The 17,193-nt window shown below is 75.3% G+C and carries 13 protein-coding genes, 5 tRNA genes and 1 pseudogene; 7 read left to right on the top strand and 12 right to left on the bottom strand.

The annotated features are described in order from the left end of the window. Window positions 1-20 precede the first annotated feature (20 nt). Window positions 21-533: a DsbA family protein gene (locus tag ACIGAN_RS19430; protein ID WP_365097034.1), complete on the top strand. Its 513-nt coding sequence runs from the start codon at window positions 21-23 to the stop codon at window positions 531-533. A gap of 277 nt (window positions 534-810) precedes the next feature. Here ACIGAN_RS19430 and ACIGAN_RS19425 read toward each other — a convergent pair whose 3' ends face one another. Genes ACIGAN_RS19425 through ACIGAN_RS19415 form a run of 3 tightly spaced genes read right to left on the bottom strand, consistent with a single transcriptional unit; the run spans window position 811 to window position 3,549 of the window. Beyond that, window positions 811-1,635: a GNAT family N-acetyltransferase gene (locus ACIGAN_RS19425; RefSeq protein ID WP_399858969.1), complete on the bottom strand. Its 825-nt coding sequence runs from the start codon at window positions 1,633-1,635 to the stop codon at window positions 811-813. 52 nt (window positions 1,636-1,687) lie between these two features. After that, window positions 1,688-2,509: an aminotransferase class IV gene (locus ACIGAN_RS19420; protein WP_399858966.1), complete on the bottom strand. Its 822-nt coding sequence runs from the start codon at window positions 2,507-2,509 to the stop codon at window positions 1,688-1,690. Then, entirely contained in the window at window positions 2,506-3,549 is a 1,044-nt protein-coding gene (locus ACIGAN_RS19415; protein ID WP_399858964.1) for a chorismate-binding protein, read from the bottom strand. The genes ACIGAN_RS19420 and ACIGAN_RS19415 overlap by 4 nt, the downstream gene beginning before the upstream one ends. Window positions 3,550-3,727: 178 nt before the next feature. Between ACIGAN_RS19415 and ACIGAN_RS19410 the strand changes: the two genes are divergently transcribed. The 5 genes from ACIGAN_RS19410 to ACIGAN_RS19390 all read left to right on the top strand — a co-directional run bounded on the left by ACIGAN_RS19410 (window position 3,728) and on the right by ACIGAN_RS19390 (window position 4,194). Continuing rightward, window positions 3,728-3,800 (top strand) — tRNA-Gly (locus ACIGAN_RS19410). A gap of 37 nt (window positions 3,801-3,837) precedes the next feature. Next, window positions 3,838-3,911 (top strand) — tRNA-Cys (locus ACIGAN_RS19405). Window position 3,912: 1 nt separating this feature from the next. Beyond that, window positions 3,913-3,984, top strand: a tRNA-Val gene (locus ACIGAN_RS19400). A 23-nt stretch (window positions 3,985-4,007) separates the two neighbouring features. Beyond that, window positions 4,008-4,079: transfer RNA gene (locus ACIGAN_RS19395), tRNA-Val, on the top strand. Between the two features lie 43 nt (window positions 4,080-4,122). After that, window positions 4,123-4,194: transfer RNA gene (locus tag ACIGAN_RS19390), tRNA-Val, on the top strand. Between the two features lie 59 nt (window positions 4,195-4,253). Here the strand turns inward: ACIGAN_RS19390 and ACIGAN_RS19385 are convergent. From ACIGAN_RS19385 to ACIGAN_RS19370, 4 genes and pseudogenes are all read right to left on the bottom strand, one after another. Beyond that, window positions 4,254-4,535, bottom strand: coding sequence for a TFIIB-type zinc ribbon-containing protein (locus ACIGAN_RS19385; protein ID WP_311684290.1), 282 nt, complete (start codon window positions 4,533-4,535; stop codon window positions 4,254-4,256). Window positions 4,536-4,614: 79 nt separating this feature from the next. Continuing rightward, a complete protein-coding gene (locus ACIGAN_RS19380; protein WP_399858960.1) occupies window positions 4,615-5,589 on the bottom strand; it encodes a phosphotransferase family protein in 975 nt (324 codons plus the stop codon). Between the two features lie 240 nt (window positions 5,590-5,829). Then, window positions 5,830-6,036 carry a hypothetical protein gene (locus ACIGAN_RS19375; RefSeq protein WP_351361118.1) on the bottom strand — a complete coding sequence of 69 codons (207 nt, stop codon included), beginning with the start codon at window positions 6,034-6,036 and terminating at the stop codon, window positions 5,830-5,832. A gap of 233 nt (window positions 6,037-6,269) precedes the next feature. Next, window positions 6,270-6,541 (bottom strand): annotated as a pseudogene (locus ACIGAN_RS19370) (hypothetical protein). 195 nt (window positions 6,542-6,736) lie between these two features. Between ACIGAN_RS19370 and ACIGAN_RS19365 the strand changes: the two are divergent. Then, window positions 6,737-8,191, top strand: coding sequence for a serine/threonine protein kinase (locus ACIGAN_RS19365; RefSeq protein WP_399858956.1), 1,455 nt, complete (start codon window positions 6,737-6,739; stop codon window positions 8,189-8,191). A 35-nt stretch (window positions 8,192-8,226) separates the two neighbouring features. On the opposite strand, the gene ACIGAN_RS19360 is transcribed toward ACIGAN_RS19365, so the two are convergent. From ACIGAN_RS19360 to cbiE, 5 genes are all read right to left on the bottom strand, one after another. Next, window positions 8,227-8,619 carry an NUDIX domain-containing protein gene (locus ACIGAN_RS19360; protein WP_399858953.1) on the bottom strand — a complete coding sequence of 131 codons (393 nt, stop codon included), beginning with the start codon at window positions 8,617-8,619 and terminating at the stop codon, window positions 8,227-8,229. Window positions 8,620-8,629: 10 nt separating this feature from the next. Further along, entirely contained in the window at window positions 8,630-9,448 is an 819-nt protein-coding gene (locus tag ACIGAN_RS19355; RefSeq protein ID WP_365090970.1) for a TrmH family RNA methyltransferase, read from the bottom strand. A gap of 63 nt (window positions 9,449-9,511) precedes the next feature. Further along, window positions 9,512-10,753, bottom strand: coding sequence for a uroporphyrinogen-III C-methyltransferase (gene cobA / locus ACIGAN_RS19350; protein WP_399858950.1), 1,242 nt, complete (start codon window positions 10,751-10,753; stop codon window positions 9,512-9,514). A gap of 195 nt (window positions 10,754-10,948) precedes the next feature. Next, window positions 10,949-15,499, bottom strand: a complete 4,551-nt coding sequence (gene cobT, locus ACIGAN_RS19345) for a nicotinate-nucleotide--dimethylbenzimidazole phosphoribosyltransferase (protein WP_399858947.1) — start codon at window positions 15,497-15,499, stop codon at window positions 10,949-10,951. Between the two features lie 379 nt (window positions 15,500-15,878). After that, complete coding sequence (gene cbiE, locus ACIGAN_RS19340; RefSeq protein ID WP_399858945.1) at window positions 15,879-17,099, bottom strand: precorrin-6y C5,15-methyltransferase (decarboxylating) subunit CbiE; 1,221 nt, start codon at window positions 17,097-17,099, stop codon at window positions 15,879-15,881. Window positions 17,100-17,193: the final 94 nt, after the last annotated feature.

Below are 17,193 nucleotides of genomic sequence, written 5' to 3'. Positions count from 1 at the left end.
AGTGCTGGAAGACTGTCGGCATGAACGACTCCTCCCCCGCCCCCGTGCTCGAGATCTGGTGCGAACTGCAGTGCCCGGACTGCCGCACCGCGCTGGACGACCTGCGTGCCCTGCGCGAGCGCTACGGAGACCGCCTCGATCTGCGGCTGCGCCACTTCCCCCTGGAGAAGCACAAGCACGCCTTCGCCGCCGCCCAGGCCGCGGAGGAGGCGTGGGAGCAGGGACAGGGATGGCGTTACGTCGAGGCCGTGCTGGGCCGCGTGGAGGAGCTGGACCGCAAGGGGGAACCCTTCCTGGTCGAGGTGGCCCGGGAACTGGGTCTGGACGCCGAGGAGTTCGACACCGCGCTGGTCGACGGCCGGCACATCCTGATCGTCGACGCCGACCAGGCCGAGGGCAAGGCGATCGGCGTGACGGGCACCCCCACGTACGTCATCGGCGGTGAGCGGCTCGACGGGGGCAAGAGCCAGGAGGGCCTGCGCGAGCGGATCGAGGAGATCGCGGACCGGCTGCTGGCCGGCCGGGAGCACTGAGCGTCCCGGCAGCGCCCGGCCCGGCACGGTCGGCGCGGTGCCCCGCCGCCGCTCCCCGCAGAGCCCGCACGGCAGTTTGCCCCCCGTCCTTCCCCGCCGGGCCCCCGCGGCAGGTTGCCCCGCCGCCCCTCCCCGCCGACCGCGCGCGGCGCGGTGAGCGCCGCCGCGGCGTCGGGCGCCTGCGCGGGAGGCCGGGCGGCGAGGTCCTCCTCGGCCAGGCGGGACAGGCTCGGGCCCTCCCGCCGGCAGCGACGGCCTGCTCGCGGGGCCCGGGCCGTCACACCAGCGGCTTGTACACGGCGTACTGCGTCGTTTCGTAGCCGAGGGACGCGTAGAGCCGTTCCGCCGGGGTGTTGCCCGCGAAGACGTTGAGGCCGAGGACGCGTCTGCCCTCGGCGATCGTCTGGGCCTCGGCCAGCAGCATCAGCGTGCGGCCGTGCCCTTGGCCCCGGTGGGCGGCGTCCGCCTCGACGTCGAAGACGAAGGCGTCGTTCTCGCGCACCGCCAGCCACAGCGTGCCCACCGGTGTGCCCAGGTGCTCGACGACGCTGATGAGCATGCCGGGCGTGGCGAGGCCGTCGGGCAGCAGCGCGGCGTGGTCGCGCTCCGACTTGGCCCGGGCCTCGGCTTCCGGGACGCCCCGGTCGATCCAGCTCCGGGCGTAGTCCTCCTTGCCCTGCTGCAGCCAGGGACCGAACTCCGCCTCGGTCATGGGCCGGCCGCGGCTGCCGGAGGGCAGGGCGGGCGGGGTGTCGCCGAGCTGTTTCGCCATGCCGCGGTTGCGCACCACGTAACCGAGCCCCGAGGCGAACCGCAGGGCGGGCGCGGAGTCGCCGGGGACCGTGGCCTCGATCCGGTGGCACCCCCAGCCGCGCGCCACCTCCTCGGCGGCGAGCGCGGCGACCGTGCCCCGGCCGCGCCCGCGCTCCGGCTCCTCGATGCCGAGCTCCATGATCCGGGCCACCGCGTCGCCGAACACGGGATGCGTGCCGAGGTGTACCGCCCCTACGGGACGGCCGTTCACGCACACCTGGTAGCGGCGCGAGCGCGTCCCGTCGGCGTTCTGCTGAAGCGGCTCGGTCGGCCGCAGGGTCGTGGTCATCAGGGGTGTTCTACCCGTAACCGCGGCCCGGTTCAGCCCAATAAACGCCGGGTCAGGGATCGAGGTCGTCCCCGGACCGCTCCTCGAAGATCCGCATGGCCTTGGCGGTCACCGGGCCCGGCGCGCCCGGCAGTTCCCGGCCGTCGACCCGGTGCACGGCCTGCACGTCCCGCAGCGTGGACGTCAGGAAGATCTCGTCGGCCCGTTCCAGGACGTCCAGCGGCAGGTCGGTCTCCCGGGCGCCGGTCCATTCGACGGTCAGCGCCCGCGTGATGCCGGCGAGGCAGCCGGAGCCGAGCGGCGGGGTGTGGATCTCTCCGTCGAGGACGACGAAGACGTTCGACCCGGTGCCCTCGCAGAGCTGTCCCACCGTGTTGCCGAACAGGGCCTCGGAGGCGCCCTGTTCCCGGGCGCGGGCCAGGGCGACGACGTTCTCGGCGTAGGAGGTGGTCTTCAGGCCGGTCAGCGCGCCGCGCTCGTTGCGGGTCCAGGGGACCGTGATCACGGCGGTGGAGTCCGGGCGGCGGGTCGTCTCGCCGAGGGCGACGACGAGGGTGGGGCCGTGGTCGCCGCGGTCGGAGCCGAGCGGGCCGTGGCCGCCGGTGTAGGTGATGCGGAGACGGCCCAGCGGCACGGGGTTGGCCCGGAGGACGGCGGCACAGGCGCGGCGCACCTCGTCGTGGTCGGGGTCGGGCAGGCCGAGGCCGCGCGCGGAGCGGGTGAGCCGGTCGAGGTGCCGGGTGAGCGCGAACGCCCGGCCGTCCACGGCCTTCACGGTCTCGAAGATGCCGTCGCCCACGGTCAGCCCGTGGTCGAAGACGGAGACGCGGGCGGACTCGATGTCCTGCAGCCCGCCGTCGAGCCAGATCTTCACGTCAGGTCCTCTCCACTCACCTCGTACGTTCCCGACGCTATCGCGAGCAGCCGGGAGGCCTTCAGCTCGGTCTCGCGCCACTCCCCCTCGGGGTCGGAGCCCCAGGTGATGCCGGCGCCGGTGCCGAAGCGCAGCATGCCGTCGGCCCGGTCGATCCAGAAGGTGCGGATGCCGACGGCCAGCTCTCCGGTGCCCCGGTCGGCGTCGACCCAGCCGATGCCGCCGCAGTACGGGCCGCGGGGGGCCGTCTCCAGGGCGTCGATGATCCGCAGGGCACTGGACTTGGGGGCGCCGGTGACCGAGCCGGGCGGGAAGGCGGCGCCGAGCAGCTCGGCCCAGCCGGCTCCCCGCGCCAGCTCACCGCGGACCGTCGACACCAGGTGGACCAGTCCGGGGTGCTTCTCGACGGCGCACAGGTCGGGCACGGTGACGCTGCCCGTGGCGCAGACCCGCCCGATGTCGTTGCGGACGAGGTCCACGATCATCACGTTCTCGGCGTAGTCCTTCTCCAGCAGGTCCGCCTCGGTCCGGCCGGTGCCCTTGATCGGGCCGGACTCCACGACCCGTCCGTCGCGGCGCAGGAAGAGTTCGGGGGACGCGGTGGCGATCTCCACCCCCTGCCGGGGCAGGCGGATCGTTCCTGCGTAGGGGGCCGGGTTGCCGCGGGCCAGCCGTGCGGTGAGGGCGTCGACGTCGGCGCCGGGCGCGACGGGCGCGGACAGCACCCGGCACAGGTTCGCCTGGTAGACCTCGCCGGCCGCGATGTGCTCGCGGATCCGCCGCACCGCGGCCGTGTACGCGGCGCGGTCGAGCGACGACGTCCAGTCACCCGCGTGCGGTCCGCGCCACGCGCCCGGCACGGGCGCGGGCACCCGCGCGGTGCGCACCTGAGCGAAGCGGGCGCAGGTCAGACGGCCCTCGAAGTCGGCGCACACGGCCCAGAAGCCGCTGGATTCCAGGGCTTCGGGGTCGTCGGTGACGTCGAGGAGCCCGGTGGCGACGCGGTCGCCGAAGCGGGCGAGAGCAGGGAGGTCGAGCACGCGCTCGAGTCTATGGCGGGTGTCCGGCGGGCGACCGGGGGATGTCCCCTCGGGGACGCTCCCGGCGCCCCTGAGCAGGGCAAGCGCAGCACGCTGCGCAAACGCGTTTTTGTCCTGGCACCGGAATCCGCTAGAGTTCAACACGTCGCCGGGCCGCGAGAGCGGGCCGAACCGACAGGCGGACGTAGCTCAGTTGGTAGAGCGCAACCTTGCCAAGGTTGAGGTCGCGAGTTCGAACCTCGTCGTCCGCTCGAAGGAAGAGGGGGACTCCCGGTTCCCCGCACTCCTGGTGGAGTGGCCGAGAGGCGAGGCAACGGCCTGCAAAGCCGTCTACACGGGTTCAAATCCCGTCTCCACCTCCAAGGACGATTAGCTCAGCGGGAGAGCGCTTCCCTGACACGGAAGAGGTCACTGGTTCAATCCCAGTATCGTCCACTGGATCTTCTCGAAGATCCCCCGCGCGATTAGCTCAGCGGGAGAGCGCTTCCCTGACACGGAAGAGGTCACTGGTTCAATCCCAGTATCGCGCACGCAGTGCCCATGGTCCCTCGCAGTCGGTGGCCATGGTCCCGAGGACGATTAGCTCAGCGGGAGAGCGCTTCCCTGACACGGAAGAGGTCACTGGTTCAATCCCAGTATCGTCCACACCGCACCGGAGCCCCCGGCCGTTCGACGGCCGGGGGCTTCGTCGTGCGTGGCGCGACTCAGGACGAGAACAGCATGTGCCCGAAGCTCTTGTGGCGGTGGTGACCGTGGTGGCCGTGGCCGCCGTGCGGGGCGCCCCAGGCGGGGGCCGGAGGGGCCGGGTAGGCCTGCGGCGCGGGCGGGGGCGGCGGGGCCGGCTGGGACCACTGGGCCTCCAGCCGGGTCAGCGACTCCAGCTCGCCGTAGTCGAGGAAGATCCCTCGGCAGCCGCTGCACTGCTCGATCTGGACACCGTTGCGGTTGTACGTGTGCATCGGCGCACGGCACTTCGGACACTGCATGGTCGTTCAACTCCTCGCCGGTCGGTCCTGCTTCGCGTCTCGCCAGGACAGACTCCGTCCCGCTGCGGTCGGTTGCACCCTACGTCGCCCGGTCCCGCCCCGACTGCCGCGGGAGTGCGGACATACGGTCACAGGCGTCCAGGACCGCCTGCTCCACCTCGTCCAGGGGCCGTCCGGCCACCACCGCCTTGGTGACGGCCCGGGCCGCGGTCTGCACGGTGAGGGCGCGCGCCGGTACGTCGAGGGCGGGCCAGGGGTCGCCGTCGGCGGGTACGGCCGGGCCGCCCGCCTGGCGATAGGCGGCGAGGAAACGGGCCCAGGCGTCGGGCGGGAGCAGGCCGCAGGCGTACCAGGCGGCGGGGCGGGCGAGGTCCCAGGCCGGCATGCCGACGCCGAGGTCGTCCACGTCGATCAGCAGCCAGGGGCCGTCCGGGACGGGGTGGCGCACGAGCTGGCCGAGGTGGAGGTCGCCGTGGCAGAGGGTGCCGCCGTCCGGCGGGGGCGCCTCGGCGCGGGCCCAGGCGGGGAGGGTGGCCCAGGCCCGCAGGACGAGGGCGGCCGCGGGGTGCGGGTCCGTGGCGCCGTGCGGTCCGGTCCCGGAGGGCGGGGCGGTCGTCGCGCGCAGACGGGTGATGGCCTGGGCCGCCTTGACCGGGCCGCGCATGGGGGGCAGGCCGTCGGGGGGCGGGGTGCGGTGGAGGCGGGCGAGCAGGGTGGCGGCGGCCTCCCAGGGGGCGGCGTCCGGATCGTCCGGGTCGACGGGGGTGCCGTGGGGCCAGAGGGTGACGAGGCGGCCGTGCAGGTCGAGGGGGGCCGGGGTGAGCGGGGGCAGGAGGATGCCGGGGTGGCTCGCCGCGACGGCGAGGCGGCCGGTCAGCTCGGCGGGTCCGGTGCCCGGCGGGTGGGCCTTCGCGACGGTGTCGCCGTGGCGTACGACGGTGCCGTCGGGGCGGTCCGCGAGGGTGGCCGCGCCGCAGGGGCAGGGGGTGAGACGGGCGTGCGCGGCGGCCCGCGCCCTGGCGGTGAGGGCGGGTATGAGCTGGGCGGGTGTCACGCGGTGAGGGTACGCCCGGGTTGCCGAGGCCGGGGGTACCGCTCGGCGCCGTCGCGAGGTACCGCCGGCTCCTGGCCGCGCGGTGGCCCGCAGCCGGGTGAACCCCGCCGGGGCATGGCAATGCCGGCGCAGCTCCCCAGCTGCGCCGGCATTTGTGCCGTCCGCCGCACCCCCGTCCCCACGGGGTTTCATGGGTGGATGTCCCCGCCCGGACCGCTCTTCCGGGCCTGGGGTCGCCGCTCAGCGCCCCAGCATCTCTCCCACGGACGACGCCTGTGTGGCCACTGTCTCCCACCCGTCGAAGACGAGGAGGAGCAGGACCGCCAGGGGAAGGGCCATCAGCGTCGCCACCACGGGGTGGCGTCGGCCCTGGCGGCGGGGGAACGCGGCGGCGTACACCTTGCGTCCCTCCTCGCGGATCAGTGTCCGCGGTGCCGTGTGGGCCATGATCCCTCTCCTGACCGTTCTGGTTGTCGTCTGCAGCGGCGGGTGTCTGACCTCGGGGGACGAGTGCTGCACCCGCCGCTTGACCTCAAATCTAGGCGCGCGGCCCGTCGCGGGCGTCATGCCCTCGTACCGATTGCCTGGCCTCCCGGAGGATGAGCCGTCCCCCGCGATGTACTCCCCTGGGTGGAGACGCCGGTGCCGGTCTCAGGGTCTTCCCCGACGGGGCGCCGGGATCATCCCGCTTCCTCCGGGCTCCTCTGCCGTGGAACGGGCTGCCCGGCCGGCACCGGCACCCCGGTTCGCCGCGCACCGCGCCGTACGGACGACCGCCTTGCCCCCCCTGTCTGCGGGGCGTGAGCGGTTGCCCGCGCGTGACTTCGCTCACTTCCACGACGCCTCGGCGCACCACCCTCCCCACCCCTTGTCCGGCCCGGCTCGCCACCCCCTCGCGGGCGCGCGTCGTGTCCCCGGCATCCACGGCCATCTCCACGCGATCCCCCCTCACAGGACCAATCCCCCTTCTGTGACCGGTGGTTGGGATCACCAACGGCGTGAAGTCCGCCTCCCCGCGCCCTCCCTGACCACCTTTCACGTCGCGCGCCGAGCACTGACAATCCATCACCCGGAGAGGGCGCGGCCTCTGCGCGCGGGCGGCCGTGGAAACGTAAGCTGTGGCTCGTCACAGGACCGGGCAGCGGGGATGAACATGGCGATGATGCGCCTGAGGCGCGAGGACCCGCGCGTCGTCGGCTCGTTCAAGCTTCACCGACGGCTGGGCGCGGGCGGGATGGGCGTGGTCTACCTGGGCTCCGACAAGAAGGGGCAGCGGGTCGCGCTCAAGGTCATCCGGCCCGATCTCGCGGAGGACCAGGAGTTCCGCTCGCGGTTCGCCCGTGAGGTCTCGGCCGCCAGACGGATCCGCGGCGGGTGCACGGCACGGCTCGTGGCCGCCGACCTCGACGCGGACCGGCCCTGGTTCGCCACCCAGTACGTGCCCGGCCCCTCCCTGCACGACAAGGTCGCCGCCGAGGGGCCGCTCGGCGCGGCCGACGTCGCCGCCGTCGGGGCCGCCCTGTCGGAGGGTCTGGTCGCGGTGCACGAGGCGGGGGTCGTCCACCGGGACCTGAAGCCGTCGAACATCCTGCTGTCCCCGAAGGGACCGCGGATCATCGACTTCGGCATCGCCTGGGCGACCGGCGCCTCGACCCTCACCCACGTCGGCACGGCCGTCGGCTCGCCGGGCTTCCTCGCGCCGGAGCAGGTGCGCGGGGCCGCCGTCACACCGGCCACGGACGTGTTCTCGCTCGGCGCCACCCTCGCCTACTGCTCGATGGGCGACTCGCCCTTCGGGCACGGCAGTTCCGAGGTGATGCTGTACCGCGTGGTGCACGAGGAGCCGCAGCTGCACGGTGTACCCGACGCGTTGGCCCCGCTGATCCGGGCCTGTCTGGCGAAGGACCCCGAGGAGCGGCCCAGCACCCTCCAACTGTCGCTGCGGCTCAAGGAGATCGCGGCCCGCGAGTCCCAGGACCTCGCCGGGGTGCGGCCGCCCGCGCCGCGCGGCGCCGAATCCGAGCGGTCCGCCGACACCTATCCCGACCGCGCCCGCCGGCAGGGCCAGGGCACGTCCGGGGGGCAGCGCGGCCGGGGCACTCCCCCGCCGCGCGGTGCCGCTCCGGCACGGGACGGTGCCGCGCCGCCGGACGGCGGCCCGGCGTCCCAGGGCGGATCCGGCGCGCGGGGCGCGTCGCGGGCCTCCGGCACCGGGAACCGGACCCCGGGCGACGGCCGGCGGGGCCGGACCCCGGTGCGCGGTACCGGCGCCGCGCGGGGCGGCACGCCGTCGCGCTCGGGTGCGCGGCCGACGCCCACCGGACGCAACGGCAGCCGGCCGGGCGGCGGCAGCCGGTCGGCGCCGCACAGCGGCACCGGGCGCCCGGCGCCCAGGAACACCGGGACCGGGCTGCGGCCCGCCAATCCGCGGCTGCTGCGCCAGCGGCTGTTCGTGTTCGTCGTGGTCACGCTGCTGGTGGCCGTCGGCATCGCGCTGGTGCAGGGCTGCCAGGGTCCGGCGCGAGGGCTCGGCGGCGACGGGACGGGGGTACGGCAGGAGCAGGTGCGGCCCGACTCCGGGCCGCCCGGGCACGGGTCGTAGCCGGGCCCGTCCGCGGGGTGCGGGCCCCCAGGCCGTCACAGTCCCGGGAGGATCCGCTCGAAGAACGGGCGGTCGCCGTCGAAGACCGGGTCCAGGGCCAGGAACTCCTCGGGGGTGACCCAGCGCGCGTCGGCGACCTCGTCCGGGTCGGGGACCACCTCTCCGGTGTCCGCGCGGGCGGTCCACCAGTGCAGGCGGAAGCGGTGGTCGTCGGTCTCCGACTCCCATACCTTCGCCTCCGGCACGACGGTGAGGCCGACCTCCTCGCGGACCTCCCGGACGACCGCCTGCTCCTGGGTCTCGCCCGGTTCGACCTTGCCGCTGAGCGGTTGCCAGTAGCCGGGGCGGGCGACACCGGGACCGCGCCGGATCGCGAGCAGGCGCTCGCCGCGCAGGAGTACGGCCACGACGGCGTCGCGCTGCTCCACGGGGACCGTCCTAGACCCGGGGGCGGCCGGTGGCCACCGCGTAGAAGGCGACGGCGGCCGCGGCGCCCACGTTGAGCGAGTCCACGCCGTGGGACATGGGGATGCGCACCCACTCGTCGGCGGCGACCAGGGCCTGGGTGGACAGGCCGTCGCCCTCGGCGCCGAGCATGAGGGCCACGCGGTCCATGGTGTGCGGCGCGGCCTCGTCCAGGGACCTGGCCTTCTCGTCGGGGGTGAGGGCGAGGAGCGTGAAACCCGCCTCGCGGACCGAGTCCAGGCCCTTCGGCCAGGTGTCGAGCCGGGCGTACGGCACGGAGAAGACCGCGCCCATCGAGACCTTCACGCTGCGGCGGTACAGCGGGTCGGCGCAGTCCGGGGAGAGCAGGACCGCGTCCATGCCGAGGGCGGCGGCGGAGCGGAAGATGGCGCCGATGTTGGTGTGGTCGTTGACCGACTCCATGACGACGACGCGGCGGGCGGTCCGCAGCAGGTCGGCGGCGGTGGGCAGGGGCTTGCGCTGCATGGAGGCGAGGGCGCCGCGGTGCACGTGGTAGCCGGTGACCCGCTCGGCGAGCTCGGGGCTGACCGCGTAGACCGGGGCGGGGAGTTCCTCGATGACGTCGCGCATGACGTCGACCCACTTGGCCGAGAGCAGCATGGACCGCATCGCGTAGCCCGCCTCCTTGGCCCTTCGGATGACCTTCTCGCCCTCGGCGATGAACAGGCCCTCGGCGGGTTCGCGCCTGCGGCGCAACTCCACGTCGGTCAGGCCGGTGTAGTCGCGCAGGCGCGGGTCGTCGGGATCCTCGACGGTGATGAGATCGGCCACAGGGTGATACCGCCTTGTCCTGGGTGGGGTGCCAACGGCTCGGTACGGGTGTGCTGCCCGGGGCTACTGGCGGGGTGAGGCGGTCTTCGGGCCGACGTTCACGACCTCGCCGACGACGATGACCGCCGGGGGCTTCACGTCCTCGCTGCGCACGGTCTCCCCGACGGTGGCCAGGGTGGCGTCGACGCGGCGCTGGCCGGCCGTGGTGCCCTCCTGGATCAGGGCGACGGGCGCATCGGGGGACTTGCCGTGGGCGATGAGCGTCTCGGCGACCTTCCCGATCGTGCCGACGCCCATGAGGATCACCAGCGTGCCGGTGAGCTTGGCGAGGGAGGGCCAGTCGACCAGGGAGCGCTCGTCGTCGGGGGCGATGTGACCGCTGACGACCGTGAACTCGTGGGCGACGCCCCGGTGGGTGACCGGGATGCCGGCGGCGCCCGGGACCGAGATGGAGCTGGAGATGCCGGGCACGACCGTGCACGGGATGCCCGCCTCGGCCAGTGCCTGGACCTCTTCCATGCCGCGCCCGTAGACGAAGGGGTCGCCGCCCTTGAGCCGTACCACGGACTTGCCCTGCCTGGCGTACGCGATCAGGGCGTCGTTGATGGCCTCCTGGGCCATGAACCTGCCGTACGGGAGCTTGGCCGCGTCGATGATCTCGACGTTCGGGGAGAGTTCGGCGAGCAGGTCGCGCGGGCCCAGGTGGTCGGTGATGACCACGTCGGCCTCGGCGAGCAGGCGGCGGCCGCGCACGGTGATCAGGTCCGGGTCGCCGGGGCCGCCGCCGACCAGGGCGACTCCGGGCGTGCGGGTGCGGTGGTGCGGGGCGACCAGCGTGCCGTCGCGCAGTCCCTCGACGACCGCGTCGCGGATGGCGGCGGTGTGGCGGGGGTCGCGGCCGCGCGCGTCGGTGGTGAGCACGGCGATCGTGACGCCCTCGCTGTGGCCGGTGGCCGGGGTCCAGGCGGTGGCCCGGTCGGCGTCGTCGGAGCGGACGCACCAGACGCGGTGGCGTTCCGCCTCGGCCGAGGCCCGGGTGTTGGCCTCGGTGTCGCTGGTGGCGATCAGGGCGTACCAGGCGTCGGCCAGGTCGCCCTCCTGGTACGGGCGGCGGAGCCAGGTGATCTCGCCGGCGTCCGCCATCGCCTCCACCGAGGGGGTGGCCTGCGGGGACACGAGGAGGACGTCCGCTCCGGCGGCGACGAGCGCCGGGAGGCGGCGCTGGGCGACCTGGCCACCGCCGAGGACGACCACGCGACGGCCGGTGAGGCGGAGGCCTACGGGGTAGGCGGGGTGTTCGGCCATGAGGGTGCGGCTCCTGTGGACGGCGGTGCGGTGGCCCTGACGTGCGGATTTTAATGGGCGGGCGGAAGGGCGGCCCGGGTGGTCCGGTGGCTGGGCAGGCCGGTGGGCAGACCGGCCGGTGCCGGACACGGTCCGTGCCCACCCGCTCCGCCGCGCGGAACGGGTGGGGACGGATCACCGCGGACGGCCGGAGCCCTACTTCTCGGTCACGCCCGCCGAGTCGAACGTCGCCACCTCGTGCATCGCCCGGGCCGTGCTCTGGACCAGGGGCAGGGCCAGCAGGGCGCCCGTGCCCTCGCCGAGGCGCAGGTCGAGGTCGACCAGGGGACGCAGGCCCAGCTTGTTGAGGGCCGCCACGTGGCCCGGCTCGGCGCTGCGGTGGCCCGCGATGCAGGCGGCCAGGACCTCCGGCGCGATCGCCCGGGCCACCAGGGCCGCGGCACCGGCGCTGACGCCGTCGAGGATCACCGGTGTGCGCAGCGAGGCGCCGCCGAGGAGGAGGCCGACCAGGGCGGCGTGCTCGAAGCCGCCGATCGCGGCGAGCACGCCGATCGGGTCGGCCGGGTCCGGCTGGTGGAGCTCCAGGGCACGGCGGACGACCTCGGTCTTGCGGGCGAGGGTCTCGTCGTTGATGCCGGTGCCCCGGCCCGTGACCTCGGCCGGGTCGGCGCCCGTGAAGACCGAGATGAGGGCGGCGGACGCGGTGGTGTTCCCGATGCCCATCTCACCGGTGAGCAGGGCCTTGTTGCCGGCCGCGACCAGGTCGCGGGCCGTCTCGATGCCCACCTCGATGGCCTGCCTGGCCTCCTCGCGGGTCATGGCGGGGCCGGTCGTCATGTCGGACGTGCCGCCCCGGATCTTGCGGGGCAGCAGGCCCGGCGTGGCCGGGAGGTCGGCGGCGACCCCGACGTCGACGATGCACACCTCGGCGCCCACCTGGGTCGCGAAGGCGTTGCAGACGGCGCCCCCGCCGAGGAAGTTGGCCACCATCTGGGCCGTGACCTCCTGCGGCCAGGGGGTGACCCCCTGCGCGTGGACACCGTGGTCGCCGGCGAAGATCGCGACGGCCGCGGGCTCCGGGATCGGCGGCGGGCACTGCCGGGACAGCCCCGACAGCTGGGCGGAGATGATCTCCAGCATGCCGAGCGCTCCGGCCGGCTTGGTCATGCGCTTCTGGCGCTCCCACGCCTCGCCGAGCGCCTTGGCGTCCAGCGGGCGGATCTGCGCGACGGTCTCGGCGAGCAGGTCGTGCGGTTCCTCTCCGGGCAGTGCGCGTCGGCCGTACGTCTCCTCGTGCACGACCCACGACAGCGGGCGGCGCTTGGACCAGCCCGCCTGCAGCAGCTCGGGCTCGTCCGGGAACTCGTCGACGTAACCGACGCACAGGTAGGCGATGACCTCGAGATGCTCGGGCAGCCCGAGCGCGCGGACCATCTCGCGCTCGTCGAAGAAGCTGACCCAGCCGACGCCGAGGCCTTCGGCGCGGGCGGCGAGCCAGAGGTTCTCCACGGCCAGGGCGGCCGAGTACGGGGCCATCTGGGGTTGGGTGTGGCGGCCGAGGGTGTGCCGGCCACCGCGGGTCGGGTCGGCGGTGACGACGATGTTCACCGGGGTGTCGAGGATGGCCTCGATCTTCAGTTCCTTGAACTGCTTGGCCCGGCCCTTGGGGAGGGACTTCGCGTACGCGTCGCGCTGGCGCATGGCCAGTTCGTGCATCGCGCGCCGCGTGTCGGCGGAGCGGATGACGACGAAGTCCCAGGGCTGCGAGTGGCCCACGGAGGGCGCGTGGTGCGCGGCCTCCAGGACCCGGAGCAGCACCTCGTGCGGGATGGGGTCGCTGCGGAAGCCGTTGCGGATGTCGCGGCGTTCACGCATGACCTTCAGGACGGCCTCGCGCTCGGCGGGGTCGTAGGGGGGTGCGGCCGGTCCGGTGGACTCTCGTGCCTCTGTCACTGCGGGCGCGCCCTCTCCCTGTAGACGTTCCTGGTCCGCCAGGTCTTCCTGTTCGGCGGCCCGGGTGTCCAGGTCGTCGGCGTTCTGCGCGGGTGCGGTGTCGCCGTCGCGGGGGGCGGGGACGAGGGCGGCGGGGTCCGCGGCGCCGGGCTGCGCGGGCCCCGACTGCTGCGGGCCCTGGACGGGCTGACCGCCGTGCTCGTCCACGGGCGGGGTGGGCAGCACGACGGTGACGTCCTGCCCGGCGGGTGGACCGCTTTCCGGGGCCGGGGCCGGGGTCGGGTCCTCGGAGACGGGCGCCGGGGTGACCGGCTCCGCCGGGGCGGGGGTGGTCGCCTCGGAGGCGGGTGCCGGGGCGGGTGCCGCCGGGGGCGCCGTCTCGGTGGGTGCGGTGGGGTGGGCGGCTTCGGCGGGGGCCGGGGTGCCGGTCGCCGCGGCGGCTGCGGTGAGCTCGGCAGGCCCGGTCGCGGGAGCGGCCGGCGCCGGGGTGGTGGCCGGGTCGCCCGCGGCCTCGGAGGCGGGGGCGGCGGTCTGAGGAGCTGTCATGTCGGGCTGGGGTGCGATGGCCTCGGGGTCGGCCGGCTGCGCGAGCTGAGCCGGGGGCTGTGCGGCGGTGTCGCCGACGGGGGCGACGAGTCCCTGCGCCACGGCTTCGGCGAGGGGTGCGGCCGGGGTGGGAACGGAGGCCTCGGGAGTGGCCGGGGCCTCGGTCTCGGCGGTGCCGGAGGGCGCGGCGGGGGCCGCCTGCCCGGCGGGGTCGGCGCCCTCGGCGTTCATCGGGCCCGGCACCTGCTCGGCGGGCCCGGCAGCGGCGACCGGTTCCTCGGACACGGCCTCGGGCGGCGACTGGTCGGCCTGTTCGGGCCCGGCAGGCGCGTCGGGGAAGGGGATCGCCTCGGGGGTCTGTGCGAGGGCGGGGGCGGCTTCCGGGGCGGCTTCCGGGGCGGGGGCGGGCACCGCGCCCTGCTCGGCACCGGCGGCGACGCCCTCGGCGGGCGCGTCGGCCACCGCGCGGACGACCGCGTCGGCCTCCTCGCCCGGCACCTGTCCCGGCGCGGGCACGACGGCGGCTTCGGCGGAGACCTCGGCGGGGGCCGGCTGGGCGGCCGTGTCAGGACCGGCGGGGGCGGGCTGCGCGGTCGCGTCGGGACCGGCGGGGGCGAGCTGCGTAATCGCGTCGGGACCGGCGGGGGCGAGCTGCGTAATCGCGTCGGGACCGGCGGGGGCCGGCTCGCCGGCAACGGGCTGCGCGGCCTCGACACCGGTTTCCTCCCCGGTTTCCTCGGGCGCGTCCGGGGCGGTAGCGGCGGGGACGGGGGTGACCATCGCGTCCTGCACGGGGGCTGCTTCGGCTTCGGCGACCTGAGCCGCCGCCTCCGGGGAAGCGGCGACGGAGTCGCCCGCGGCCACCACGCCCTGCTCGGGCCCGGCACCGGCGATCTGCCCCGCCTCCGGGCCGACGCCCGCGGCGGGAGCGGCAGCGGCCCCGTCCTGCACGGGGGCGGCCTCGGCTTCGGCGACCTGAGCCGCCGCCAGGGAAGCGGCGACGGAGTCGCCCGCGGCCTCCGTGCCCTGCGCTGTCTCCGCAGCGGCGGCCTGCTCCGGCTCCGGGCTCCCGGGAACCGCTGCGGCCGGCGCGGGCTGCCCGGCCTCGGCGGCAGCCGTCTGCGCGGCGCCCGGGTCGGCGACGCCCTGACCGGCGACGCCCGCCGGCTCGGTCACGGCCTGACCGGGCACCATCCGCCCGGCCTGGGGGGTCGGCATGGACGCCGCGGCCCCGGACTCGTCGGTCGGCACGGTTGCCACAGCCCCGGCCTCGGCCGCCTGCGCCCCCACCGCCTGCGAGGGCTCGGGCGTCTGCGCCTCGGTCACCTGCGCTTCAGGCACCTGCGCCTCGGTCACCTGCGCGGGAGCGGCATGCGCCGCCTCAGCCCCCTGCGCGGGCGCCACCGCTGCGGCCTCGGCCACCTGGCCCGCCACCGGCTGCTGTGCCTCCACCACGGCCTGCTGGGCCCCGGCCACCTGCGCGGGCGCGGCAAGCGCCGCCTCGGCGACCTGCGCCGCGGGCTGCTGAGCCTCAGCCGTCTGCGCCCCGGCCATCTGCGCGGCGGCCGCGGCCCCCGCCTCGGCGCCCTGCGGCCCGGAAGCCGTCACGACCGCCTCGGGTGCCTGGGCCGGGATCGTCCGGCCCGCCTCGGCTGCCACGCGGGTCACCACGGCCTGGGCCGCTCCCACGGGCTCCGGAGCCGGAACAACCGTTTCGGCAGGCGTCGCCCCGGCGCCCGACTGGGGCTGCGGTACGGCCGGTGCGCCCCAGGGCGCCGCCGGGGCGGAGGGCGCCTCCGCGGCACGCGGGGCGTCGAGGTACTCGGGGCCGGGCGACGGCGCGGGCTGCCGCACGGGCGCGTCGGCGGGGCCGCGGTCGGCCAGGGAGCGGACGGGGCTGGCGGAGCTGTCGGGCAGCGGCGGCCCGAGGTGCAGCGGCCTGCGCGGCGTGATGGGCGGGATCGGCAGCGGATCGGGCAGGCGGACCCCGCCGAGGTCGACCGAGCCGCTGTCGCGGCCGGACAGCTCGTGCGGGCCCGGCTCGTGCACGGTCTCGACGACCGGCTCCGGCGCGGGCGGGGCGACCTCGTGGCCCCAGGCACCCTGGGCACCCGGCAGCAGGAGGTCTTCGTCCTCGGCGGAAGTCTCGGAGAGGTAGGTGTGCGAACCGTGCGCGGCGCCCGGCTGCTCCACCATGCCTGAGTTCTCCGGCAGTCCCTCGCCCGGGACCTGGCCGGTGTCGGTCATGCGTACCCCTCGCCCATCGGTTAGTGCTCCTACGACCAGCTCACCCGGAACGGCGCACCGACCGCCCCACAGTGAAGAACGAGCGTGCGTCCCCAGCGGCACGAGCGGCCCGCCCGGAAAAGGCGACAAAGCCATTCACTGGCATTGTTGCGGCCGTGGCACCCTCACGGCAGCTTGATCCGCGACGGTTCCGCTGTGGACTGCGCCACGTTGCGCGTCCTCCGGTTCTGCCGTACCACACCCACCCCAAAACGGGCGGGTTTTCCGGACATTGGCCGACGAACTGCCGGACGTCCGCGTGCGGTGCAGCGATCGGCCAGCCTACCGCGCGCAGTACGACAAACCGATCACGGGGACGGTCGCGGAGAGGGTCCGGGGGTCAGGCGCCGCGCTTCGGCAGAACGCCGCTGAGCAGGAACGCGACGCTCCGCTCCTTCTCCGACCAGGCCCTGGTGTCGAGTTCGACGGACTGCAGCAGGGCGCACTCGACGCCGTAGCCGTGCTCCGTGAGGTCGCGGCCGATGAGTTCGGCGGCGTCGCGGGTGGCGGCGTGCGTGACGATGCGCTGCGGGCGGCGGTCGGCGACCGCCGAGACGACGGCCGCTCCCCCGCCGCCGACGCGCACGACGTCGGGTTCGGGGAGGTTCTCCAGGACGTGCGGGGCGGTGCCGTGGACGATCTGGAGCTGGACGCCGAGGCGGCGGGCCGTGGCGTCGGTGCGGGCGCAGGCGGCCGGGTCGCTGTCGACGGCGAGCACGGCGGCCCCGGCGCGTGCCGCTTCGACGGCGAAGGCGCCGCTGCCGCAGCCGATGTCCCACACGAGGTCGCCGACGCGGGGCCCGAGGCGGGCGAGTTGGGAGGCGCGCAGCAGCTGGGTCTCGCCCTCGCCGAGGTCGCCGCCGTAGGCCTCGGCGGGCAGGGACCAGCCGCGCGGACCGGCGGAGGGGTCGCGGCCGGCGAGCCAGCCGCCGGCCTCTCCTGCCGTGTCGGGGCGGGCCGGGCCGCCGAGGACGATGACGACGTTGGGGTCGCGCCAGGTGTGGTCGGCGGCCTTGTCGGAGGTGACGATCGTGACGCGCTCGTGGTCGGTGCCCAGCTCCTCGCAGATGACGAAGGAGCGGTGGACTCCTTCGAGGAGCAGGCCGAGTTCGGCGGGGCCGGCGCCCGGTGAGGTGAGCACGGCGACCTTGGGGTGGGCGCGGCACACGTTCACGGCGCGTCGCAGCGTGCGGGGGTGTGCGACGACCACTTCCGCGTCGTCCCAGGGCATGCCGGCGCGGGCGAAGGCGGTGGCGACGGAGGAGACGGCGGGGACGACCTCGATCTCCAGGCCGAACTCGGGGGCGCGCAGGGTGCGTACGACGCCGAAGAAGCCCGGGTCGCCGTCGGCGAGCACGACGGCCGTGCCGCGGTGGGCGGCGATGCGGCGCGCGGCGAGGGCGACGCTGCCGAGGCGGATGCGCTCGGCGCCCGCGGGTACTTCGGGAAGTGCCAGGTGGTGGGCGGCGCCCGCCACGAGTGTCGCGGCGCCCAGCGCGGCGCGTGCCGCGGTGGTCAGCGGCGAACCGTCCCAGCCGATCACCGTGACCCGGTCGGCCATCGTCGTCAGTCTCCAGGGGTTTGCGCAGCTCGTCTGTGTGTCGTGGGGGGGTGCGGCCCGCGGGCGGGCTCCGTGAGGGTACCCGGTCGAGGTT

The organism is Streptomyces sp. NPDC085931 (genome assembly GCF_044540565.1).
Lineage (GTDB): Bacteria > Actinomycetota > Actinomycetes > Streptomycetales > Streptomycetaceae > Streptomyces.
The sequence above is the reverse complement of the archived record's forward strand: the minus strand, read 5'-3'. Positions and strand labels throughout refer to the sequence as shown.